The organism is Thalassospira sp. MCCC 1A01148, assembly GCF_001613795.1.
GTDB lineage: Bacteria > Pseudomonadota > Alphaproteobacteria > Rhodospirillales > Thalassospiraceae > Thalassospira.
In genome coordinates, this window is the sequence record NZ_LPVZ01000020.1 from 1222414 (window position 1) to 1245291 (window position 22878).

The 22878-nt window shown below is 52.6% G+C and carries 21 protein-coding genes and 1 tRNA gene; 7 read left to right on the forward strand and 15 right to left on the reverse strand.

The window, feature by feature from the left end:
- The 13 genes from AUQ43_RS15040 to rph form a co-directional block, all read right to left on the reverse strand.
- Positions 1–1011, reverse strand: coding sequence for an SIS domain-containing protein (locus AUQ43_RS15040; protein WP_062957014.1), 1011 nt, complete (start codon positions 1009–1011; stop codon positions 1–3).
- Between the two features lie 160 nt (positions 1012–1171).
- Positions 1172–1786 (reverse strand): ribonuclease D, encoded by a 615-nt coding sequence (locus AUQ43_RS15045; protein ID WP_062957015.1) that lies wholly within the window; start codon positions 1784–1786, stop codon positions 1172–1174.
- A 330-nt stretch (positions 1787–2116) separates the two neighbouring features.
- Complete coding sequence (locus tag AUQ43_RS15050) at positions 2117–3712, reverse strand: restriction endonuclease subunit S (RefSeq protein WP_062957016.1); 1596 nt, start codon at positions 3710–3712, stop codon at positions 2117–2119.
- 2 nt (positions 3713–3714) lie between these two features.
- Entirely contained in the window at positions 3715–5172 is a 1458-nt protein-coding gene (locus tag AUQ43_RS15055) for a class I SAM-dependent DNA methyltransferase (RefSeq protein WP_062957017.1), read from the reverse strand.
- Positions 5169–7529 (reverse strand): EcoAI/FtnUII family type I restriction enzme subunit R, encoded by a 2361-nt coding sequence (hsdR, locus tag AUQ43_RS15060; protein ID WP_062957018.1) that lies wholly within the window; start codon positions 7527–7529, stop codon positions 5169–5171. The genes AUQ43_RS15055 and hsdR overlap by 4 nt, the downstream gene beginning before the upstream one ends.
- A 197-nt stretch (positions 7530–7726) precedes the next feature.
- Entirely contained in the window at positions 7727–8389 is a 663-nt protein-coding gene (locus tag AUQ43_RS15065) for a recombinase family protein (RefSeq protein ID WP_062957019.1), read from the reverse strand.
- A 585-nt stretch (positions 8390–8974) separates the two neighbouring features.
- Positions 8975–9469, reverse strand: coding sequence for a ribonuclease HI (gene rnhA / locus AUQ43_RS15070; protein WP_232310696.1), 495 nt, complete (start codon positions 9467–9469; stop codon positions 8975–8977).
- 103 nt (positions 9470–9572) lie between these two features.
- Positions 9573–10220: a DUF3102 domain-containing protein gene (locus tag AUQ43_RS15075; RefSeq protein WP_181838542.1), complete on the reverse strand. Its 648-nt coding sequence runs from the start codon at positions 10218–10220 to the stop codon at positions 9573–9575.
- 364 nt (positions 10221–10584) lie between these two features.
- Positions 10585–12270: a DUF6538 domain-containing protein gene (locus tag AUQ43_RS15080; RefSeq protein WP_114129815.1), complete on the reverse strand. Its 1686-nt coding sequence runs from the start codon at positions 12268–12270 to the stop codon at positions 10585–10587.
- Positions 12271–12314: 44 nt separating this feature from the next.
- Positions 12315–12401: transfer RNA gene (locus AUQ43_RS15085), tRNA-Leu, on the reverse strand.
- Positions 12402–12571: 170 nt separating this feature from the next.
- A complete protein-coding gene (hemW, locus tag AUQ43_RS15090; RefSeq protein ID WP_062957022.1) occupies positions 12572–13765 on the reverse strand; it encodes a radical SAM family heme chaperone HemW in 1194 nt (397 codons plus the stop codon).
- 107 nt (positions 13766–13872) lie between these two features.
- Entirely contained in the window at positions 13873–14472 is a 600-nt protein-coding gene (rdgB, locus tag AUQ43_RS15095; protein ID WP_062957351.1) for an RdgB/HAM1 family non-canonical purine NTP pyrophosphatase, read from the reverse strand.
- A 75-nt stretch (positions 14473–14547) separates the two neighbouring features.
- Positions 14548–15264, reverse strand: a complete 717-nt coding sequence (rph, locus tag AUQ43_RS15100) for a ribonuclease PH (RefSeq protein ID WP_062957023.1) — start codon at positions 15262–15264, stop codon at positions 14548–14550.
- A gap of 271 nt (positions 15265–15535) precedes the next feature.
- On the opposite strand from rph, the gene hrcA reads away from it, so the two are divergent.
- The 3 genes from hrcA to cobB all read left to right on the forward strand — a co-directional run bounded on the left by hrcA (position 15536) and on the right by cobB (position 18166).
- Positions 15536–16594 (forward strand): heat-inducible transcriptional repressor HrcA, encoded by a 1059-nt coding sequence (hrcA, locus tag AUQ43_RS15105; protein WP_062957024.1) that lies wholly within the window; start codon positions 15536–15538, stop codon positions 16592–16594.
- A 51-nt stretch (positions 16595–16645) separates the two neighbouring features.
- The gene (gene grpE / locus AUQ43_RS15110) at positions 16646–17287 is read left to right on the forward strand and encodes a nucleotide exchange factor GrpE (RefSeq protein ID WP_062957025.1); all 642 of its coding nucleotides are present in this window, start codon (positions 16646–16648) and stop codon (positions 17285–17287) included.
- A gap of 132 nt (positions 17288–17419) precedes the next feature.
- Positions 17420–18166, forward strand: coding sequence for a Sir2 family NAD+-dependent deacetylase (gene cobB / locus AUQ43_RS15115; RefSeq protein WP_062957026.1), 747 nt, complete (start codon positions 17420–17422; stop codon positions 18164–18166).
- Between the two features lie 8 nt (positions 18167–18174).
- On the opposite strand, the gene AUQ43_RS15120 is transcribed toward cobB, so the two are convergent.
- Positions 18175–18855: a helix-turn-helix transcriptional regulator gene (locus tag AUQ43_RS15120; protein WP_062957027.1), complete on the reverse strand. Its 681-nt coding sequence runs from the start codon at positions 18853–18855 to the stop codon at positions 18175–18177.
- Between the two features lie 90 nt (positions 18856–18945).
- Here AUQ43_RS15120 and AUQ43_RS15125 point away from each other — a divergent pair, with 90 nt between their 5' ends.
- The gene (locus AUQ43_RS15125; RefSeq protein WP_062957028.1) at positions 18946–19287 is read left to right on the forward strand and encodes an NIPSNAP family protein; all 342 of its coding nucleotides are present in this window, start codon (positions 18946–18948) and stop codon (positions 19285–19287) included.
- Positions 19284–19631, forward strand: a complete 348-nt coding sequence (locus AUQ43_RS15130; protein WP_062957029.1) for an antibiotic biosynthesis monooxygenase — start codon at positions 19284–19286, stop codon at positions 19629–19631. Before AUQ43_RS15125 ends, AUQ43_RS15130 begins: the two co-directional genes overlap by 4 nt.
- Positions 19632–19654: 23 nt before the next feature.
- Here the strand turns inward: AUQ43_RS15130 and AUQ43_RS15135 are convergent, their stop codons facing one another.
- Positions 19655–20617 carry a DMT family transporter gene (locus AUQ43_RS15135; RefSeq protein WP_062957030.1) on the reverse strand — a complete coding sequence of 321 codons (963 nt, stop codon included), beginning with the start codon at positions 20615–20617 and terminating at the stop codon, positions 19655–19657.
- A gap of 250 nt (positions 20618–20867) precedes the next feature.
- On the opposite strand from AUQ43_RS15135, the gene AUQ43_RS15140 reads away from it, so the two are divergent.
- Positions 20868–21806, forward strand: a complete 939-nt coding sequence (locus AUQ43_RS15140) for a LysR family transcriptional regulator (protein ID WP_062957352.1) — start codon at positions 20868–20870, stop codon at positions 21804–21806.
- 45 nt (positions 21807–21851) lie between these two features.
- Positions 21852–22856 carry a UDP-glucose 4-epimerase GalE gene (gene galE, locus AUQ43_RS15145; protein WP_062957031.1) on the forward strand — a complete coding sequence of 335 codons (1005 nt, stop codon included), beginning with the start codon at positions 21852–21854 and terminating at the stop codon, positions 22854–22856.
- The last annotated feature ends 22 nt before the right edge of the window (positions 22857–22878 follow it).

The following is a 22878-nucleotide window of genomic DNA, read 5'->3' on the forward strand; positions in this document are numbered from 1 at the left end:
TCAGGCCACTCCGACACGCAAAAGATCGTGGATATGAACCAGTCCGACCGGCACACCAGCGTCATCAAGGACAAACAATGACGTGATTGAACGATCATTCATGATGGCAAGGGCCTCAACCGCCAGCGCATCGGCACTGGTTACTTTCGGCCCGGCAGTCATGACATCACCGACCTTCATCGCCACCAGATTATCAGCCATGTGACGGCGCAAATCGCCATCGGTCACGATCCCGGCCAGGGCCCCGGCATCATCGACCACGCCAACACAGCCAAACGAATGGCTGGTCATGGTCACAAGTGCCTCGGCCATCAGCGCATCCGGTTTGACCAATGGCAGGGTATCGGCCCCATGCATGACATCCCCGACATGGAGCAACCGCTGACCCAGCTTGCCACCGGGGTGGAAGGTTCGGAAATCATCAGATGAAAAACCGCGCCGCTCCATCAATGTCACGGCCAGCGCATCGGCAAAGGCCAGCATCGCCGTGGTTGATGTCGTCGGCGCCTGCTTGTTCGGGCAGGCTTCCGGACTTGCCGGCAGAACCAGCGGGCAATCGGACTGCTTGGCAAGCGAGCTTTCCGGTTTGCGGGTCATGCCGATCAGCGGCACATTAAAACGCCGGGTAAAGGCAATAATATCGGACAGTTCCGGTGTTTCACCGGAATTGGACAGGGCCAGCACCGCATCATCCTTGCCAATCATGCCCAGATCCCCGTGGCTGGCCTCGGCCGGATGAACGAAAAAGGACGGGGTGCCGGTCGAGGCAAAGGTCGCAGCGATTTTCTTCGCGATATGGCCGCTTTTGCCCATGCCGGTCACAACCAGACGGCCTTTCAGGCCCTCGATCAGGTTGATGGCATCGCAGAACGCACCATTTAGCGATTCTGCAAGTTCGCGCAGCGCATTGGCTTCGATACCAAGAACACGGCGCGCAATGGCAAGATCGGCATCAGATGCCGGTGCCGGCAGGTTGGAGGACTCTTTGGACACGTCTGGGGTCACTGTCATTGTTTCTTGTTAGCGTTTTCCGCCCGGAGATAGCCTGTATCGCCCATCTTGCAAGATCATTGGGCCGAAACTATGAACCCGGTTGGCCTAGGGGTCAATTCCCTAGCACAGGCAATACAGGATCAATCTTCACAGGCGGTTAACCGACCTTATGCCGACCTCAGGAATGGGCAAAGATATCGGTTTCTTCCCAGCCCGCCAGATCAAGCGTCGCGCGCATCGGCAGGAAGTCAAAACAGGCCTGCGCCATCTCCATCCGGCCTTCACGGACGAGACGACGATCAAGCTCTTCTTTTGCCTTGTGCAGATACAGCACATCGGATGCGGCATAATCGATCTGTTCCTTGGAAAGCTCGGCTGCACCCCAGTCGGAACTCTGCTGCTGCTTGGAAATCTCGACCCCGACAGTCTCGCGCAGCACATCCTTCAGACCATGACGGTCGGTATAGGTGCGCACCAGTTTGGAGGCGATCTTGGTGCAATAGACCGGCGCACAGCGCACGCCGAGATATTTGTCCATCACGGCGATGTCAAAACGTCCGAAATGAAACAGCTTCAGGACCGACGGATCGGCCAGAAGCTTTTTCAGGTTCGGCGCGCTGTAATCTTCCCCATCAAACTTGACCAGATGGGCGTTACCATCCCCGCGTGAAAGCTGCACGACACACAAACGGTCGCGGTGCGGGTTAAGGCCCATGGTCTCACTGTCAATGGCCACAACCTTTCCAAGGTCAAGGTCATCAGGCAGATCTCCGAGATGGAGGAAATTGGTCATCGCGGTTCTCCAAATGTCAGAATTTGCCTGTTCTTAACACAGCAAACAGCGCATCGCACCGCAAAAGTCGTACCAATTGCGCGGTTTTCGACGCCACAAGCAGCGCCCATCAGACAAATTCGGAAAATGTAAGCCAAAACGACAATACCCCAGCACATCAACGATGTGCTGGGGTATGGTGCCCAGGAGAAGATTGAACAAAAATCACCTGAGAACCGCAGAAAACCTATGGATATTTCCTCACAAATTTAGATTTGTTTACCAGTAGTGTTACCGATGAGCAAACGAAGAATCGAAGTCCCCCTCATCGGTTCCCAGCTATTTATCATATCAGTTCACGGTCATGTGATGGCAGAGGGACGCCATAAGACTCTGATTCAGGGTTTGGGATGATAGGATTTGTGCTTCTAGCTCATCACACAAAGTCATGAGTTGATTGACTTTGGCGACGATGCGTTTTTGTTCTCCCTTGGGAGGCACGGTTACGATTATCGGATATACTTTTTTTCCAGATATAACTGGTTGGGCCGTCGCAGAATCTCTTTCCTTTAAGTTTGTGGTCCTCAACAACCAATACAAAAACTCAATGTCGAAACAGTATTCGGAAAACGTGGTGATAAAGGCATTATCTGTGACCCACGCTTGCGCGGGAGTAATATGTACACTGCCACAATAGAATCCTACTCTGCCAATAACTAAAGTAGGTTCAATGACGTTTGATGAAGAATGGTACCCTGTGATGCCATTCCCGCCAAAAACAGGAATTGAACCAAGCTCCATATTAGCTTTTGTCAGACCATCCCCTGATCTAATCGAAATAAGATTTCCCAATTCAGTGCGCGCCCAGCCTCTAGGTAATTGCGCGTCAACTTGTTGATTTGACGATTGGTATTTGTTTTTGGCGCATATACCTTCAGCTTTAACCTTCTCCAACAAAACACTAGCTGGCTCATCATTCGGGTCCTGCTCAACCAGTTTTCCCTGCACAGCCAATTGAAGAATTGTTGCCCTCAGATTTTTGACCGTTTCGAGGTCATCAAACCATTTGCCAAAATTGTTCTCAGCAATAGACCAATTGGATTTGATTTCATCTTTGTCACTGGCTTCGGATAGATGATGAAGGGTGGAGGCAACACAGTCACGTTTAAGGGTGACATTGGTTTCTTGAGATGCTTCCAGCTCATCACACAAAGCCATCAATTCATCGACCTTGGCAACGATGCGTTTTTGTTCGGCAAGGGGGGGGAGAGGAAAGGGAGAAGCAAAGAACTTTGAATCGTTAATTGCAGGGTATGCCATTCCCATCATTTGACTTTCGACGTGCCCAACAAAATCAGGGCTTCTGAGATAATGTTTGATGAAAGTTGCATCTATGCCTGAAAAAGGCGCGATTACTGCAAAGGCTGTGCTTGCTATAGGTTTTGGAGAATATTCCTGTTCAATCACAGCAATGTTTTTCAGATAGGGGCGAACGGTCGAATATATAACGGTTCCAGGTTTGACCAGCTTTCTTGCTCGAGACGGAGCATCTTCAGGAGTAATAAGAGGAACATTACTGCCAACTTTACCCAGAACATTGTCGATAACGCTGACATCAATATACAAAAAATCTTGAGACGGTTTTTCTTGGCCCCATTCGTGACCAGTTTCTGCCATAGAAATCCATTTCCAGCTTTTTGGAATTAGAAATAGTGGTGAAATCTCTTTAGGCTTTTGGCGAGATTTTTTAAATACACCTTTGGCAATCAGATTTTTCTTTTCAGCCTCAATTTTCTCCAAAAGCACACTAGCAGGCTCATCATCTGAGTCTTGCCCTACCAATTTCCCTTGAACAGCCAACTGCAAAATCAAGTCTCTGAGCTTCTTAACCCCATCGGGTCCTTGGGCGAGGTGGCCGAACTCGGTTAGAAAGATTTCTTTATCCATAGTTATTCTCCCGCCAAACGATTTAAGGCTTCAGCGAGAATGGATTTCAGCTTGTCCTGAGTTGCTGTCATGTCCTGCTGGTTCTTGTTGAACTTTTCCAACAGTTCGGCAGGGTCCATATGCGTGACATCTTGAATGTTGGGGTTCTTGATGTCCAAATTGAAGTTGTTCGCTTTGATGTCTTCAAATGACACCTTCCAAGCGTGGTCGTTTTCTTCCCTGTTATCCCACCAAGCCTTTTCAGGTTCGAACTCTTCAATCTTCATGGGCTTGGTTTTTGAATAGCTTTTGTAGCCTTCGGGGTACGGATGCTCATAAAACCAAACGTCTTTTGTCGGTTCGCCCTTGGTGAAGAACAATAGGTTGGTTTTGATGCCCGTATATGGATTGAAAACACCGTTCGGCAATCGGACAATGGTGTGCAGATTGCATTCCGTCAGGAGCTTTTCTTTGATGCGGGTTTTGATGCCCTCGCCAAAGAGAGTGCCATCAGGCAAAACAACGCCAGCCCGGCCACCATCTTTCAGAAGATGGATAATCAGCACAAGGAAGAGGTCTGCCGTTTCACGGGTTCGGAAGCTGGCGGGGAAATTATTTTCAATGCCGTCTTCTTCCATACCTCCAAAAGGCGGGTTGGTCAGGATCACTTGAACCCTGTCAGACTCTGAGTAATCCACCAAAGGACGGGACAAGGTGTTGCTGTGTCGAATGTTGGTGGGAACATCAATGCCATGCAGAACCATGTTGGTAACGGCAAGCAAGTGGGGGAGAGACTTTTTCTCAACGCCAAAGATAGACTTTTGCAAAGTTTCTCTGTCTTCGGCACTTTTCTCGTACTGAGCGCGTTTGTGGTCAATGGTGCAGGCTAAGAAACCACCTGTTCCACAGGCAGGGTCAAAGACCTTTTCATCCAACTTCGGGTCAAGAATATCCACCATGAATTGGGTGACGGCCCGTGGCGTGTAGAACTCACCTGCGTTTCCGGCACTTTGAAGGTCTTTGAGGATTTGTTCGTAAATGTCGCCAAAGGTATGGCGGTCATCACTTGCGTTAAAATCAATCTCGTTGATTTTGTTGATGACCTGGCGCATCAGGGTGCCAGACTTCATATAGTTGTAGGCATCCTCAAACACGTTTTTGATGACAGTGGCACGTTGCCCTTCTGCACCCGTTGACGGCAGTTCTTTCAGTTTGGGGAAAAGCTCGTTGTTGACAAAATCAAGCAAGGCATCGCCTGTAATGCCCTCAGCATCCTTCGCCCAATTACACCAGCGCAGGTTTTCTGGCATGGGGGAAGTGAAGTCATCATCAAGGAGCTCAAGCTCCTCTTCACGGTCATCAAGGATTTTCAGAAAGAACATCCAGACGAGCTGGCTAATCCTTTGAGCGTCACCATCCACACCAACGTCTTTTCTCATTATGTCTTGGATGGATTTGATGATGCCCGATACGTTACTCATGCAGGTTGGTCCTGTTTAAAAAGCTCGGTTTCAAGGTCATTGATGGCTTTGCCATACTGAGCCTTACCGCCGAAAATAGATTTAATGATTTCAGTGGGGGTACCGATTTGCGGGAAGGGGGCCATCATGAGGATTTTGTTGTCCTCCAATGTCGTCAAACCTTCATCGGCATATTTATCAAGTAGGGCTTCTAAAACTGCTCTGGCTTTGTCCTCGTACTTGGCAAAATAGTTTCGTTTTTTGACTTTCTCGGCACGTTCCTTCCGAGTCAGTGGGGGCTGTCCGTAAGCGACATGGCAGATCAAGTCAAAGGTGCTGTAAGACTCGCCATTGGGAACGGTTTCGCGCAAGACGTTGACGGGAACACCCTGTTCCTCAAGTTCCTTGATGATAGCGGTCTTCTTGTCTGCTTCGTTCCAGCGACGCAAAAAGGCATCCAAGGTTTCAAACTCCTTGGTGATGCTCTTGCGGGAATAGTCCTTCAAGGATTCCGTTATCAGATTGCCGTCGGCATCGAGATATTGAACCCGCTTTGAAAGGACATCCACTTCAACATCATTGATGTAGTATTTCTGCTGGCCTTCGTTGTCTTCGTGGTTGTCCCATGTGACATCCGGGGGGATTTCCTGCCCACTATCATCTACATTGTCTGGCGTTTCACCATCGTCAGGGACAACATTAGCATCTGGTTCTGGGGTATAGACTTGAACGGGTTGCCCATCAAAATCAGGGTCCGCAAAAAGCTCAGTGGCTTTTTTGAAATCCATGATGGTGAAAAACTTTTTACCGTGCTCTTCGTTGACCCGCGTGCCACGACCTATGATTTGCTTGAACTCGGTCATGGATTGGATGCGTTGGTCCAAGACAATCAATTTACAGGTTTTGGCATCCACCCCAGTGGTCATCAGTTTTGAGGTGGTAGCAATAACGGGGTATCTGGATTCAGGATTGATAAAATTGTCCAGCTCGGCTTTGCCTTCAGGATTGTCACCTGTAATCCGCATGACGTAACGGTGGTTTTCTGCCATGCGCTCCGGGTTGGCGTTGGCAATTGCTTGTCTCATGCGCTCGGCATGGTCGATATCTTCACAGAATATGATGGTCTTGTCATAGGGGTTTGTTTCCGTGAGGAACTCCGTCACCTTTTGAGCAACCTTTTCTGTGCGCTTTTCAAGAACAAGGGTTCTATCAAAGTCCTTGGTGTTATAGATGCGGTCTTCAATCAGATTGCCGAACTTGTCCGTCTTGCCCTTTTCAGGGCGATAGCCCTCTAGGTCCTTATCAAAATCAATGCGAATGACCTTGTAAGGCGCAAGGAAGCCATCGCTGATGCCTTGTTTCAGGGAATAGCTGTAAACGGGTTCGCCAAAGTAGGCGATGTTGGAAACGTCATTTGTTTCCTTTGGCGTTGCCGTCAAACCGATATGGGTCGCGCTTGAGAAGTAATCGAGGATTCTTCGCCATGCCGAGGCTTCGGATGCACTTCCACGATGGCACTCGTCAATGACAATCAAATCAAAGAAGTCCGGGGAGAACTGCTTGTATATGTTTTGCTCTTCTTCGGTCCCTGTGACTGCCTGATACAGAGACAGATAGATTTCATAGGACTTGTCTACTGTCCGATTATGAATCTTCGTCATCTTGTCGCCAAAAGGGGCGAAGTCCTGTTGTTTGGTTTGGTCAACAAGGATGTTTCTATCGGCAAGGAAAAGGATGCGTTTCTTTTGTTTGGCTTTCCACAAACGCCAGATGATTTGGAATGCCGTGTAGGTTTTGCCCGTTCCCGTCGCCATAACCAGAAGAATCTTGTTTTGCCCCTTGGCAATGGCTTCGATGGTTCTGTTGATGGCTATGGATTGGTAATAGCGGGGAGCACGACCACTGCCATCATCATAGTAATCTTGGGAGACAATTTCTGCGGCAGTGTCGGAAAGACCCTTCATGGCTTTGAACTTCTGCCAAAGCACATCAGGGGATGGGAACTCATCTAGGGTGAGTTCGGTTTCCAGCTTCTCCGAGGTTCCCGATTTGTCGTGAAACAAGAATCCCTTACCGTTGGATGAGAAGATAAACGGAATGTCCAGCATATCCGAATATTCAAGGGCTTGTTGCATTCCTGAGCCAACAGTGTGGGAATCGTCTTTGGCTTCGACAATAGCTAGGGGAATGTTCGGCTTGTGATAAAGGATATAGTCAGCACGCTTGGTTTTGCCTCGTGCCGTCATCTTACCACGCACAATGATGCGTCCGGCGGTGAAGGTAACTTCTTCCCGCATTTGGCTGTTAATATCCCAGCCTGATTTCATGATTGCCGGTGTGATGAGTTTGGTCTTCACATCGGCTTCAGACTTCTTCATAGCCAATGCTCCCCCGAACGTCTTTTCACCTCACAAATATGCTATGCTGAACAATATCTGCATTGTCATTTTAAGCAATAGGTTGCGGGAAAAAACACCATCATAGCGAGTTTCCGATGGTCGCAACTCTCGCATTTAGCTGGAGGCAAACAGATATTCATAGAATCAGTGGGCTATGACGGTCATAGGCCCATTTGTTATTTCTTTTGAAGACGTTCCAACAAACGCTTGACCTGCACAGCCTGCCAATCACCACCGCGCGGTGTGCTAATTCCTGCTGCATTCAAAGACGCGGCAATATCACGAAGGGTTGCCCCTTGTTCCCTGAGCGGTTTCACAATGCCTTCTAGCTTGTGCGCCCTACTATCAGCTTGTGCCTTGAGAGCCTCATTGCGCTTCATGGTCTTGTCTCTGAGTCCACCTAGCTTTTGACCACGCAGCTTGGCTTGCTTCAAAGCCGCCTTTGTCCGTTGCGATATGAAGTCACGTTCTTGCTCCGCCAATGCTGCATAGATATGAAGCTGGAACTTGTCAGCCGAAGGCATTGAAGCCACCCGGAAATCCAGCCTCTTGTCTTCCATGAGCTGCGATATAAAGGAGACCTTACGGCTCAGGCGGTCGAGCTTTGCAACCAGAAGAACGGCTTTGTCACGTTTGGCATGGTCAATTGCTTTGGTCAGTTCTGGACGGTCATCATCCTTGCCGGATTGCACATCAACGTATTCTGCAATGACCTCGAACGGTTCAGGGCTGTATGTCTCAAGATACAGGGCCAAGTCCCTCGCCTGAGCCTCAAGACCCAATCCACTTCGCCCTTGGTCTGTTGTACTTACCCGCTTGTAGATGACGTAACGTTCCATAAGCCTGCCCTTGCTAACTGGTTTGTAATTGCCAGTTAAATCGGTTTGTTACAAATGTCAACGTTCGTTGTGGTTGTAACAAAAAGGGGAAAACCGTTGGTAAGGACCGTGAAAATTGACAAGGCTGGGGCAATAGCCGGGACCACCCTATGGGGGGAAGTTTGCGCTAGCTCGTATACGAATGCCTGATCAGATTTGCGACCCAAAAACATCCGCGTTCAACCGGCACAATGGGACAACGAAAACATATTAAATATTATTAATATAAATAAAAAGCCCCCCTTCCCCCCATAGGTACTCCTAAAGAATTCCTTTAGTCATCCTAAGTCTGCTTTGGCTGTTTATGGTTTCTGAGACCCTCAAACAAGGAAGGAAAGAAGAACCAGTATTCAGAGTGTCCTAGAGTCGTCTTTAAGTAAGACCTAGGTAGTCTTGGATGCCATCACAGGAAGGAAAAACACTGCCACAAAACATGTGCCTCTTCCTTCTATGGTGGCACCCAATTGGAAGCCCGCAGAAACACTGTGGTTTCTGGTTCCTTCTTCCGGGTCAGGAAAACGAGGATCAACCCCTTAACTCCCACCCCTAAATTTTCAGGCATGAACTATTGATGCTGTTCCCTGCTGCTCCCGCCGCAAGCACATGAACTCGTTCATTTAGTTCGTCGCCGGAATGTCCTCTAACCCATTCCCAAGTTATATCGTGCCGGGTACTGAGTTCATCCAGTTCACGCCAGAGGTCTGTGTTCTTAACAGCCTTTCCGTTTGATCCACGCCACCCCTTGGCTTTCCAGTCACTTATCCAAGTAGTCATGCCCTTGCTCAGATATTGGCTGTCAGTCACTACCCGAACGCTTGACCTACTCTGGTCAAGTGCTTTGAGCGCAGCAATAGCTGCACTTAACTCCATTCGATTGTTCGTTGTCTCGGTCTCGCTCCCGGTAATGATACGCTCACGATCACCCTCGCAGATAATAGCAGCATACCCTCCCGGACCGGGATTCCCGGTACATGAACCATCGGTATAAATCGTAATCTGGTTGTTAGTTATCATCGTCGTCATTTTTGATTTGTTATTCATCCAGCCGATACAGGCCGACTATTTGGCAGCGCGAAGATCCCCTCACGAATGAGCCGATCAAGAATTGCTGCCTTCTGGTTTTGTGTAAGTTGGATCACCATGATCAGTCCTCCTTCTGCGTCAGTTTGGTAATCAGTTCAGGGTATTCGGCCATGCAGTAGCCAATGATCTGGATAAGTTGGGCGCGTGATTTCTTCCCAAAGGCTTGCTGAAGGAAGTCATCAACCTTTTCCTCAACTTCTGTCTTGGAGGGGTTCTTCTTCCCTGCCTCCTCCATCAGTTCTTCAGGGGTCTTTCCGAAGGATTTGGCGAAGGCTTCGAGTTTTCCCTTGGCAACCTCACGCTCATGCTCAGTGCCACGCACAGCCATTGCATGTAGCTTCTGTGCATATTCAGCGTCTGTCTGTGAGAAGGACTGAAGGTGGGCTTTGGGTTTGCGACTGTTAGCAACTTGGTCGAGGAAAGAGTTGATCCCCGCGTCCATATCAAAGGTGCCCTGCGGGGCACTTTTAGCGATCTGCATATACTTCGCTGCCTGCCGGTAGCTGAAGCTACAGTTCTCCTTGATCCACGGCTTGAACTCCCCGTGCTTCAAAGTCTTTTTCACACGGAGCAATTCCTCACCAGCAGCTTTCGCTTCACGGAGCATCCCCTTGCCATGCTCAAGGATGTTCTTGTGGTGGGTGTTGATTGTTTGGGCGCTGAGAGATAGTGGCGCGATTGTGACTGTGGTGTTGGTACCTCGGGTCATCATAAACCTCCATAGTCAAGCAAAGTGTGATTGGGCTATCTATGGAGGCACCTAATCAACATCGCCGTAGATGGCTATAATTTGACCACACAGAGGGTTTAAACTTTAATGCTCTTATGGTAGCGAAAAAAGATCAAGGGACGTCAGTGACGAAAAAATCGGCATTTACGTTGTTTTTTGGTTTCCTGATAAGTGTCGGTTTCGACTACAATCAAAATGGTGATAGTTGCCCGAGACCGTAAATACAGGAAGGCAACAATGATACCTCTCAACATTACTTCACGACAGGTACCGAGCTGATATTTGAATCCACCCATGCAGCTACCCCAGAACCCCAAGAATCTCTTGGTTCGGCTCGGGGTATTCAGACCTGATAACGAGGTATCTTGCAGATTTCCCGATAAAGCCCGGCGGGGTCACCATATTCCCGCTCATCGACCCCCGCACCTGTATGACCTGTGATCATCCGACGCAGTTCCTGAGACATACCGTATTCACGCGCCATCGTAACAAAACGATGCCGCCACCCGTGATTAGGCTTTACATTCGGGTCTGTAATCACCTGCCGTGCAAATTCCCGTAATCTGTTCTTTGCAGAATTCCACGACCCCCTGATCTCACCTTTGGCATTTGGCTTAAGGAACAAATAGCCGTCGTCCTGAGACCGCACAAAGTCAATGAACCCGGTCTCGACAAGGTGGGGGTGTATCGGGACCTCTCTGTATTCGCCATCCTTCACAGTTACTGTCCCATCAGGCGTTATGAAGATCGCGAAATGTTTGCCATGGTCGATCAGATCAGACTTGCGTAACTGAACAATCTCACCCACCCGCGCCCCTGTATAAGCGCAGACCCAAGGCACCCATCGCTTTGCATTGAGAAGCTTTTGCGTCTCATTTGGCTGTGTCCGTGAATAGTTCAGGGAATGACGCAACAAAGCAACGGCCTCAGCTTCGGTAAAGCCTTTGGGCCTACTACGTTTGACCTTGGGCAGAGCAACAGTCACCCCCTTGGCAGGGTTATCTGCGATCAGGTGCTGACTTACACCCCAGTTAAAGACGGACTTCAAACCTGCCAACTCAGAATCCTTGATTGTCCGTGCTGAGATCGGCTTTCCGGTTCGGGGGTTTACATCTGAAAGTCGTTTGTCCTTGTAGCCAACAACATCACGAGGCGTTACCTTGGTTGCGTCATCATGTCCAAGGTAGTCGATAAAGTATCGAACGGCTTTGCTGTAACTCTCGTATGTACTTACGGAGCGACCACCATCTCGGCCAGCTTCTTTCCACCAGCCCTCCAAAAGCTGGGTGATGGTAACTTGGGGCGCGGCCTTTGTCTCAGGAGCCTTACGGTCTTCCCAGTCTGGAAAACGAGATTCGTAACTGTCAGGTGTGTAATCACCAAAGCTGTGACGTTGCAGTTTTTCTGCTGCAAGATCCATCGCAACAGCAACCTGCTCCAGTAGCTTTGCGCGGCTATCGTCATCGACAACGAGCCCACGCTTGGATAATGCAACGTCCGCAAATGCACCAAAGCGATCTTCTAGGCTTTTTCTGGTCTTAGAGGGACTAGGGATCATCAGTTGGGCCACGCCAAACTCACCACGCAGGGCAGCTTTGTCATCAGCTTTTACCCTTCCCCATAACGATGGGGAACCCGGATCGTCTTCAAGTGCGCCTACCCAAGCCCTGTATATTTCTCCGGCAAGCGCAACAGCCTGCTTCATTGTCAGTTTTTCAGGTCCGCTCCGAATCGACTGCCAAACCCCTTCGAGATAAGCGGCAATCTGTGCCTGTCTGATTTTGGCTTCATGAGGATCACGAGTGGCAAGCGATACCTTAACGACCGATGCAGATGCACTAACCGTGCGAGAGACGATTTTGTCACCCACAGGGATAGAAAGTTTCGTACCGGAAATCTTTGGACGTATGTCAGCCGGAATACGCTGAACAAAGTATAGGATGCTTGAATCTTTACGCCGCATCGGACGGACCAACCGGAAAAGCATTGTTCCCCACCATTGTGTACCAGTTTGGTGAGGAATAACCATTTGTTTTCGGGAGGTTCCCGGTATCTCTAGGATACGCGGGAGAATGGTGCCCAGGAGAAGACTCGAACTTCCACGACCTAATGGCCACTGGCACCTGAAGCCAGCGCGTCTACCAATTCCGCCACCTGGGCATAGGGGCTTGTGGTATTTGTTCGGGCGGTGTCCGCCGGAACGGGGCGGAATATACGCGGTCAGGCTTAAGTGTCAACCAACTTTTTGATGGTTTGGTGAAACTTCCTGCGCCCGATTGCAGGCACCCGCCAATTGTGCGGTTTTTCGTGGTGTTTTGCGGGTTTCGGGCTTACACCGCGTGGTCGAACAAATAGGCCAGAACACCGTTCAAACGGTTCCTGCCCTGATCGGTGGCGCGTAGTCCTGACGAATCACAGATCAGATCACCGGACTCGATCAGGGTTTCCAACCGGTCACCTGCCAGAACATCACGCGGTCCCTTGCCGATAATGCGCTTAAACCGTTCCGTCGGGATGGTTTCGTTAAGCCTGAGGCCCATCATCACCATTTCAAGCAGGCGTTCATCAGCCTCGAGCGCGGTTTCTTCCTGTGTGCCATGACCATGCTTTTCCACCCGGTCCAGCCAGATATCTGGCGCACGGTGACGCCTAACCGCCATCGGCGTGGTGTTGCCACTGGCCCCGACCACCGCTTCGCGGCCATGTGCGCCGGGGCCAATGCCCAGATAATCGCCATAGCGCCAGTAAACCAGGTTATGGCGGCTTTCCTGCCCCGGTTTGGCGTGGTTGGACACCTCGTAACAGCGATAGCCGGCACGCTCGGTTTCTTCCTGGGTGATCTCATAAAGTTCGGTCGCAAGATCTTCGTCCGGCACGACCAGATCACCGCGCTGATGCAGGGTATAGAACTGTGTGCCCGGCTCGATGGTCAGCTGATAGAGCGAGATATGGCCATTGGCGATGCCAAGCCCTTCGCGCAGCTCCGCCCGCCAGGCCTTGGGATCGTGTTCCGGGCGGGCATAGATCAGATCAAACGAAAAACGATCAAACACCGATGTCGCAACATCCAGGGCCCGCATGGCTTCCTCGGCACTGTGCAGGCGACCAAGGAACTTCAGATCGCGGTCATTAAGCGCCTGAATGCCAATCGATACCCGGTTGATCCCGTTGGCGGCAAAGGCCGAAAACCGGTCAATTTCGACCGTGCCCGGATTGGCTTCCAGCGTGATTTCCAGATCATCCGTCACCGACCAGAAAGATTTGATGTCCTCGATCAAGGCCCCGGCGGTTTCCGGGTCCATCAGGGAGGGTGTGCCGCCACCAAAAAAGACAGATCCCACCGTCCGCCCCGGATGGCGGGCCGCACCATGGGCAAGCTCGGCCCGGAGTGCGGTGCGCCAGCGCGCATGATCAACACTGTTCGCAACATGACTGTTGAAATCGCAATACGGGCATTTCGACAGGCAGAACGGCCAGTGGATATAGATGCCAAACGGCACGGTTTCACTTGAGGCTGCGGACACGCGGGACTCTTTTCAAACGCGGAAATGTTGGCCAATAAATTAACACGCACCGCCGATGATGACATCCGCGATGCGTGCATGGGTTTAATGCGGGGAAATGCCCCGGATCAGTCTTCGAAGCAGGCCTTGACCAGCTGGGCAAAGGCATCGGCCCGGTGGCTCATTTCATGCTTTTTCGCCGGGTCCATTTCGCCAAAGGTTTCCTCGAAACCATTTGGCTGGAAGATCGGGTCATAGCCAAAGCCGTGAGCACCGCGTTTTGGCCAGACGATTTCGCCTTCAACCCGGCCTTCGAAATTCTCGACATGCCCGTCCGGCCAGGCCAGCGACAAGGCACAAATAAACGACGCACGACGATCCGGATGGTTGCCAATGCCGTTCTGGACCTTTTCCATCGCCATGTCGAAATCCTTGTCCGGCCCGGCCCAGCGCGCGGAATAAATCCCCGGTGCGCCATCAAGGGCCGAAACCGCAAGACCACTGTCATCGGCAAGGGCCGGAAGATTGGCGCCATTGGCCGCAGCGGTTGATTTCAGCTGCGCATTGCCAATGAAGGTTTTTTCGGTTTCTTCGGGTTCTGGAAGATCAAGTTCACCGGCCGAGAACACCTCGATCCCGAGCGGTGCAAGCAGTTCGGCGATTTCCTTGATCTTGCCTTTGTTGTGGCTGGCGATGACGAGTTTTTTTTCCGTGAAACGACGGGCCATGGTCTTGCCTGAAATACGATATCCAACAGATGCGAGAAGCGGCAGGTGGGTGCCTGCCATTGAAATTACTCTGCCCTAAAGGCCAAGGGCCTCTCGCTGTTTGGCGAACAATTCCTTGCAGCCTTTTTCGGCCAGCGCGAACATTTGGTCATAGGACGCGCGATCAAACGGAACGTCTTCGGCGGTTGCCTGTACCTCGACGATGCCGCCATTGCCCGCCAGCACGAAGTTGGCGTCAGCCCCGGCATTGCTGTCTTCGGCGTAATCAAGGTCGAGTACCGCTTCACCTTCATAGATACCGCACGAAATGGCAGCAACCGGCTGGGTCAGCGGGATTTCCTTGATCAGGCCAAGGCGGCGCACGCCCTGAAATGCCAGATGGGCAGCAACATACGCGCCCGTGATCGATGCGGTACGTGTACCGCCATCGGCCTGAATGACATCACAATCAAGGCGCATCTGCATTTCACCCATCGCCTTCATGTCGGCAACCGCACGGATCGAACGACCGATCAGACGCTGGATTTCCTGGGTACGGCCAGACTGGCTACCGCGCGCTGCTTCGCGGTTCATGCGGCTATCGGTTGCGCGTGGCAGCATGCCGTATTCCGCAGTGATCCATCCCTTGCCGGAATTGCGCATCCAGCCCGGCACCTTGTCTTCGACCGTGGCGGTACAGATCACATGCGTGTCGCCGAATTTGATCAGGCAGGAGCCTTCGGCATATTTGGAAATGCCGGTTTCAATCGTCACATCGCGAAGCTGATCGGGGGTACGGCCGGAAGGGCGCATAAGATGGAACCTCTTGGTTGTTTTAGCGGTGTTCAGAGATCTGAACACCGCAAATTTGTCCTGTGAAATTTGGCCCAAAGTAAGATGTGACCTGGCAAACGTCCAGCAGTTTCCCCGCATGTTTTTATCCGTTCTGGTGCAATGCAGACAAACCAACACCTTGAGGCAATTTCGCAAGCCCGGCGTTGTATTCGGTCGTGCAATTGACGCAATGCGTTTGCCTGACTAAATTCTGTTCAGTTTCACGACAATAGGGCCCGAAGCAAACCAGATGGCGCATTTTGACGATACATTGCTGGGCGACATGAATGCGCGGTCACGTGAAGTGTTCCGCCAGATTGTCGATGCCTATGTCGAAACCGGCGAACCGATCGGCTCGCGGTCCATTGCGCGGCGCATGTCGGAAAACCTCTCGGCTGCGACCATTCGCAATGTCATGTCCGATCTTGAGGAAATGGGTCTGCTGGTCGCACCGCACATTTCGGCCGGTCGCCTGCCCAGTGAAAAGGGCCTGCGTCTTTTTGTGAATGCATTGATGGAGGTCGGCGACCTTCCCAATGCCGAACGAGACCAACTGACGAAAAACTGCGAACAGGCGGGTTATTCCCTTGATCAGATGCTGGGCGAAGCAACCACGATGTTGTCGGGCCTGTCGCGCTGTGCCGGACTGGTGGTCGCACCCAAGACCGATGGCATTCGCTTAAAACAGATCGAATTTGTCGCCCTGTCACCGGGCAAGGTTCTGGCCGTTCTGGTCTCGGAAAACGGCAATGTGGAAAACCGAATCCTTGATGTCCCGGCGGATTTGCCCGCCTCGGCATTGACAGAAGCAGCAAATTATCTAAATACCCGGTTGGCTGGAAAGACGCTTGATGATGCGCGCCTTCTGATTACCCAGGAGCGTGATCGCCTCAAACAAGAGCTTGATGATCTTTCCGCCAATCTGATTGATGCGGGCCTGGCAACATGGGCTGGCGGGGTCAAGGGATCGTCCCTGATTGTGAAAGGGCAATCCCAGCTGCTGGAAAATATCGATACGATTGAACAGCTTGAGACCGTCCGCCGTTTGTTCAACGTGCTTGAAGCCCGCGATCAGATGATAGAATTGCTCGATGTGACGACGGATGCCCAGGGCGTTCAGATTTTCATCGGGTCGGAGAACAAACTGTTCGGCGGATCGGGTCTTTCGATGGTGATTTCGCCCTATCAGAATGCTGAAGGCAGCATTGTGGGTGCAATCGGGGTTGTCGGACCGACCCGGATCAATTATGCCCGGATCATTCCGCTGGTCGATTACACCGCCAAGCTGGTCGGTCGACTGATTGGATAAATCGCGGCGCTGCGTGTCAGGCCGCATAACGTGAAAGTAGCAAGGTTAGCCATGTCGGAAACCGCAAAGAACACTCCGGAAGATCTGCACGACGTCAATGCAGAGGAAACCGCTTCTGAAGAGGTCGCAGCAGAGGCGACCGAGGAAGAGCTCGAAGATGCCGCCCTTCAGGACCCGGTCGAGGCGCTTGAAGCCGAAGTCGCAGAACTCAAAGACCGTCTGCTGCGTCAGGCCGCCGAGGTGGAAAACACCCGCCGCCGCGCCAAAAAAGACGTCGAGGATGCCGGCAACTACGCCATCACAAAATTTGCCCGCGACCTTCTGGATGTCAGCGACAACCTGCGTCGCGCCCTTGATGCCGCCGGTGACACGTCAGATGCCGATCCGGCAATGAAAACGCTGGTCGATGGTGTCGAGATGACCGAACAGGCCCTGCAAAAGGCCCTTGAAAAGAACGGCATCGAAAAGCTCGAGCCGCTTGGCGAAAAGCTTGATCCGAACAAACATCAGGCCGTGTTTGAACTGCCGCATCCGGAATATCCGGACGGCCATGTCGCACAGGTCATGCAGGCCGGTTACGTGCTCAAGGGGCGCTTGCTGCGTCCGGCCATGGTTGGTGTCACCAAAAACCCGGCCGGCGAAAAACCAAGCCAGGACGATACCCCGGGCGGCAATGTCGATACCTCTGCCTGATCGGCAGAAAAATCTCAGATAAACCGGTTAAAGCGGATCGGTTTCGCATTCACCCCTGCCAGACAGACTTGGCGGGGGTGTTTTGTTTGCATTAGGCTACCGCTACCCGACACCAGCACAGGACCGCACCCCATGCCGCTTCGTCCCAACTTGATCGACATCCTGCGCGATGAAAACGCCCCGATTGTCATCCTTACGGGGGCGGGCATTTCCAAGGAAAGCGGGTTGCATACTTTCCGCGACGCGGACGGTATCTGGGCGAAATACGATATTTCCGAGGTCGCAACGCCCGAGGCCTTCATTGCCAATCCCGATCTGGTGCATCATTTCTATAATGACCGCCGTTCCGGGTTACATGACCCCGATGTCGTGCCCAATGCCGCCCATCTGGCCCTGGCACGGCTGGAGGCCGAATGGCCAGGTGATGTGTTGCTGGTGACGCAAAACATCGACGATCTGCATGGCCGGGCCGGGTCAAAAAACCTGATCCACATGCATGGTGAACTTCTGAAAATCCGCTGTAATCACTGTGATCTGCTTACCGATTGGCCGGGCGACCTTGCCAAGGAAACGCCATGTCCAGGTTGCAGCAAAGCCGGTGGATTGCGCCCGCATGTCGTGTGGTTTGGCGAAATGCCCCTTGAGATGGAACGCATTTATGCCGCCCTTGGCGCATGCGGGCTTTTTATCTCGATCGGGACATCAGGCAATGTCTATCCGGCAGCCGGGTTCGTTCAGGTCGCCCATGAAGAAGCCGGTGCCGAAACGGTCGAGCTCAATCTCGAACCCAGTTCGGGTGCCACCAGTTTTGATCACAGCACCTATGGCCCCGCCACCGAACTTGTCCCGGCCTTCGTTGCCGCCCTGCTCGGTGATTGATAGCTGGCCTAGGGGTTTATCAAGTCCCGAAATGACTTCTCGCCGGTATCACTGAATCGCACGATCCGCGACTCCGGCACCCGCCGGGCCCAGCCAAGGTCATAAAACCGGTCCAGCAGGGCCGCCCCAAATGACCCCGCCAGATGCGATTGCCGGGCACTCCAATCCAGACATTCCCGGCACAACGGCCGACGCTTGGCGCGCAAGCCATCCAGATCGATGCCAAACATGGTGGCAAAATCTATGCCGGCCGGGGTCAGGGCAACCCCATTCACATCGCTTGCAATCAGCTTGCGTTTGGCAAGGCCATCAAACAGCGCAACCCCCATATCCCCGGCCAGATGGTCATAACAAACGCGTGCCTTGCGCAGTTCCGGGTACTTGGGCCCGGTACGCACGCGGTTATGCCCGACCCGGTTGGCAATCCCCATCAGGACTTCCAATGCCTCGACAATATCGGGGCCCGAAAGCGTGAAATAACGATGCCGCCCCTGTTTGCGCGGCACAACGATCTGCCCGCTCTCAAGCTTTGCCAGATGCGAGCTGGCGGTTTGTGGCGTTACACCGGCTTCTTGCGCCAGCTCGGCCGCGGTCAATGCCCGGCCACTCATGAGGACTGTCAGCATGTTTGCGCGCGCCGGATCGCCAAGCAATGCGGCCACGCGGGCGATATCGGGTCCTTCTTTCATAGTTCGATGCTAATCGAAGCATTGATGCACAGCAATCGGGATAATGGGCCGCGTCACCAAACAAGATGTTTCTCCTGAAAGGACGCTGTCATGATCACCTGTTTCATTCGCTATGAAATCGACCCGTACAAAAAAGATGCCTTCATGGAATATGCCCGCAACTGGGGGCAGGCCATTCCGCGCTGCGGGGCCGACCTTGTCGGCTATTTCGCCCCGCATGAAGGTTCGGTCTCAACCGCTTATGGTATCTATCATCTGCCCGATCTGGCATCATACGAAGCCTATCGTGCGCGGCTGAAGGACGATCCGCTGGGACGGGAAAACTATGAATTTTCCCAACGCGAAAAATTCATCCTGCGCGAAGAACGCCAGTTTCTGAAAATCGCCTCGACACCACACGCTGGCCCGCATAAGGAGTTGATCAAACCATGATTGCCGTCATTTTCGAAGTCACACCGCGCGAAGGGCACTATGACGATTACCTTGCGATTGCCGGCGATCTCAAACCCGTGCTTGAAACCATGGATGGCTTTATCTCGATCGAGCGATTTCAAAGCCTGACCAATCCGGGCAAGGTTTTGTCGCTGTCCTTCTGGCGCGATGAGGACGCCATTGCCGCCTGGCGCAATCTGGGCGAGCACCGCACAGCCCAGATCAAGGGACGGCACAAGATTTTTGAAGATTACCGTTTGCGGGTGGCTGGCGTGATCCGGGATTACGGCCTTCATGACCGTGATCAGGCCCCGGATGATTCCCGCGCACAACATGATCGCTGATTTGTAACGTCGGTCATCGGGGCTCAGGCCTTTGCCGGTTTCGGGGATGCTTCTTCATCCCCGATTTCGCTACTCTCGGCAAATTCGGCAAATTCTTCTTCCACAGCATCTTCCACCGCTTTGGCACCGCCCTTGTAATCAAGCAGCATCACGGCAAGCACCACGATGCCTGCCCCGATAAAGATGAACGGCACCGGCAGCATGTCAAAGAAGATCAAATCCATCGCCACCGAAAACGGAAGGGCGGTGTATGCCGCAGGCGACACCACACTGGCATCGGCCACACGCACGGCACGCAGCACCATGTAATTGGTCAGCATGGCAAAGAAGCCAGCACCCGATGAATAAAGCCAGTCGACCAGTGACGCCGGATACCAGGTGATCATGGCAATCGGCACCCAGATCGCAACCGCGATGATTTGTGGCCAGAACAGCATGGAAAAATTGGTTTCAGTACGGGTCAGCACCTTGGCAAACAAAGTCTGGGCTGAAAAACAGAACGCCCCGATCAGGGCCGCGGCAACACCAAGCGGCACACCAAAGCCATCCATGCGCGGCACACACATCACCCACACGCCAACCAGCCCCAGAAGGGTTGCAATGATTTTGCGCGGGGTCAGTTTCTCGCCCAGAATCACCACCGCCAACATCACGGTCAGCAAGGCTTCGATAAACAGATAGGCATTGACCTCGGCGATGCTCATCTGGCGGAGCGCAAAGAACACAAAGAACAGCGATCCGTACCACAAAACGCCGCGCGCAATATGCGCCACCGGGCGGCGCGTACGGATCTGGCGCGTGCCGATAAACATGATGATGATCAGGAACACGGTGACCGTGGTCAGGGCGCGCATCGCCAGAATTTGCGATGTCGGTACATCATGGGAAACAAGCTTGGCACAGACATCAACAAAAACGCCCGATGCCATGGCAGCCGTCATCCACAGAACGCCGCGGAAATTTCCGCTCAGTCGCGTTGCGGTCATGGTCAATCCCGGTTTTGAAAAAGAAGTACTGGGGTTTCCGGCCGTCAGGGAGTGACGGGCTTACGTGGTGGCGCAAGGGGACATCAAAGAAACATGGCCGGAAACCCTGTATGACGATGATATTGCCTGCTTGTTTGGAAAAATACGAATGAAGCTTTTTCAGCCATTGTTGAGATTTTTTTGGCCCAATTTCGCGCAAGGCCTGATAGACAGAATAAAAGCCTTTAATACCGCCTGGATGGAAACCCCGATGCGCAGAAAGCTCCCCCCATTGCGCGCCCTTGTCGCCTTCGAAGCCACCGCACGCCATCAAAGCGTAAAAGGGGCCGCCGAAGAATTGCATGTCACGCAAAGTGCCATCAGCCATCAGCTCCGCCAGCTTGAGGAAAATCTCGGCGTGGTGCTGTTTACCCGCAAGGGTCGGGGATTGAGCCTGACCAAATCGGCAAAGCTTCTTCTGCCGCGCCTGACAGAGGCACTTGACGGGATTGCCGATATCACCGGCGAAGTCGGCCCGGACAAGGGCAAGGCCATCCGCATTGGCGCCCTGGCCACCCCGGCACTGACGGTATTGCTCTATGAGCTTGATAACCTGCGCGACCGGTTGCCCGCCGATATCCCTGTTCAGTTTCGCAAGATCGAATTTGATGATGGGCTTGATCCGCTTGAGATTGATCTTGCCCTTCAGATCGCGCCAAAGGACCTGCCCGGCCCGGAAGACTGGATTACGGAACTTCTGACACCCGAAGTCTATACGGCCTTTGCCGCCCCGGAATGGCTGGCAAAGCGCGGCTATGATGCCAGCAATGTTGATGTCGGCAATCTTGGCCCGCGCGATATCCTGTTGATTGACAGTGACAGCGAACAATTCTCCCAGATCGAACAATGGTTCAAGGATGCCAGCTTTTCGCTGACCGATTGCTGGACCTTCAGCCACCATATCTGGGCACTTGAAGCTGCGCGCGCCGGTCAGGGCATTGTTGCCAGCACCGATGTCGTTGCGCGCAACTATGTCGAACGCGGTGAACTGGTCGCGCTCAACTTCCCGGATTTCATTTCACACTGGTGGTATCGCCTGCTGATCCGCCCGGCCCGCGAAAAAGACCCGATCGTGATCGAAGCCGCCAACTGGATCCGCGAACTGATCAACCCGAAAACCGCATCGCTTGCGCGCAAAAAGGTGATGTGAGCATATCGTCTGCAATGGCTTCAGAAAGTAAAGCGTCTCACGTACATGCAGAATATTTTGATAACAGGTGGTGCGGGCTATATCGGTTCGCACATTTGCCTCAAACTCATGGAAAACGGCTACCAACCGGTGGTATTCGACAACCTATCGAACGGGCACAGAGATGCCATCCCGGTCGAAACCCCGTTCGTGCAGGGCGATATCCGCGACAGTGCGGCACTCGACGCCACGTTTAACAAGTTCAAACCAGCTGCTGTTATTCATATGGCCGCACTGATCGAAGCTGGTGCGTCGATGGTCGAGCCGGCCCGTTTCTATGAGGTCAATACTGCAGGGTCACTCAACCTGCTTGAGGCCATGCGCCGCAATAGATGCAGGCATATCGTGTTCTCATCCACTGCCGCAGTCTATGGTAACGCAGATTTCGATCTGCTCGACGAAACGATACCGGTTCAGGCAGAAAACCCCTATGGGCGCTCAAAGGCAATGGTTGAAACCATGCTTTCAGACTATGCGACTATTTATGATTTTCGTCCGATTGCCTTACGGTATTTCAATGCGGCTGGGGCCGATCCGGCGGGCCGTACAGGCGAGCGTCATGACCCGGAAACCCATCTTATTCCGCTGGTCCTGCAAACCGCGGCGGGGCAACGTGATCACATAAAGATCTTTGGCACCGACTATGACACCCCGGATGGAACCTGCATTCGCGATTACATTCATGTCGATGATCTTGCGACAGCACATGTTAAGGCGTTGGAATTTGTATTGACATCTGACAGGGCTGCGCTCGAAATTGCCAACATCGGCACAGGTGCTGGCTGCTCGGTCAATGAAATTATCGAGCTTTGCAAGGAAATCACCGGGGTGGATTTCAAGGTGATAAAGGATTTACGCCGCCCCGGCGACCCGGCCAAACTCGTTGCCAATCCGCAAAAGGCAAATACCCTGCTCGGTTGGCAACCAGTCTACCCGTCACCAAGCCAAATCATCAACCATGCTTGGCACTTCCATCTTCAGAACTTGCAGAACACCGGCCAAACCAGTTGATCGGCATATGACGTTGCGTGCC

Coding starts and splice junctions, on each gene's coding strand:
- grpE (WP_062957025.1), top strand. CDS start 16,646: ATGTCGGAAACCGCAAAGAACACTCCGGAAGATCTGCACGACGTCAAT.
- rdgB (WP_062957351.1), bottom strand. CDS start 14,472: ATGGCCCGTCGTTTCACGGAAAAAAAACTCGTCATCGCCAGCCACAAC.
- galE (WP_062957031.1), top strand. CDS start 21,852: ATGCAGAATATTTTGATAACAGGTGGTGCGGGCTATATCGGTTCGCAC.
- AUQ43_RS15125 (WP_062957028.1), top strand. CDS start 18,946: ATGATCACCTGTTTCATTCGCTATGAAATCGACCCGTACAAAAAAGAT.
- AUQ43_RS15135 (WP_062957030.1), bottom strand. CDS start 20,617: ATGACCGCAACGCGACTGAGCGGAAATTTCCGCGGCGTTCTGTGGATG.
- AUQ43_RS15080 (WP_114129815.1), bottom strand. CDS start 12,270: ATGGTTATTCCTCACCAAACTGGTACACAATGGTGGGGAACAATGCTT.
- AUQ43_RS15140 (WP_062957352.1), top strand. CDS start 20,868: ATGCGCAGAAAGCTCCCCCCATTGCGCGCCCTTGTCGCCTTCGAAGCC.
- AUQ43_RS15130 (WP_062957029.1), top strand. CDS start 19,284: ATGATTGCCGTCATTTTCGAAGTCACACCGCGCGAAGGGCACTATGAC.
- AUQ43_RS15040 (WP_062957014.1), bottom strand. CDS start 1,011: ATGACAGTGACCCCAGACGTGTCCAAAGAGTCCTCCAACCTGCCGGCA.
- rnhA (WP_232310696.1), bottom strand. CDS start 9,469: ATGAATAACAAATCAAAAATGACGACGATGATAACTAACAACCAGATT.
- AUQ43_RS15050 (WP_062957016.1), bottom strand. CDS start 3,712: ATGGATAAAGAAATCTTTCTAACCGAGTTCGGCCACCTCGCCCAAGGA.
- AUQ43_RS15055 (WP_062957017.1), bottom strand. CDS start 5,172: ATGAGTAACGTATCGGGCATCATCAAATCCATCCAAGACATAATGAGA.
- AUQ43_RS15045 (WP_062957015.1), bottom strand. CDS start 1,786: ATGACCAATTTCCTCCATCTCGGAGATCTGCCTGATGACCTTGACCTT.
- hsdR (WP_062957018.1), bottom strand. CDS start 7,529: ATGAAGAAGTCTGAAGCCGATGTGAAGACCAAACTCATCACACCGGCA.
- cobB (WP_062957026.1), top strand. CDS start 17,420: ATGCCGCTTCGTCCCAACTTGATCGACATCCTGCGCGATGAAAACGCC.
- AUQ43_RS15065 (WP_062957019.1), bottom strand. CDS start 8,389: ATGGAACGTTACGTCATCTACAAGCGGGTAAGTACAACAGACCAAGGG.
- hrcA (WP_062957024.1), top strand. CDS start 15,536: ATGGCGCATTTTGACGATACATTGCTGGGCGACATGAATGCGCGGTCA.
- AUQ43_RS15120 (WP_062957027.1), bottom strand. CDS start 18,855: ATGAAAGAAGGACCCGATATCGCCCGCGTGGCCGCATTGCTTGGCGAT.
- rph (WP_062957023.1), bottom strand. CDS start 15,264: ATGCGCCCTTCCGGCCGTACCCCCGATCAGCTTCGCGATGTGACGATT.
- AUQ43_RS15075 (WP_181838542.1), bottom strand. CDS start 10,220: ATGACCCGAGGTACCAACACCACAGTCACAATCGCGCCACTATCTCTC.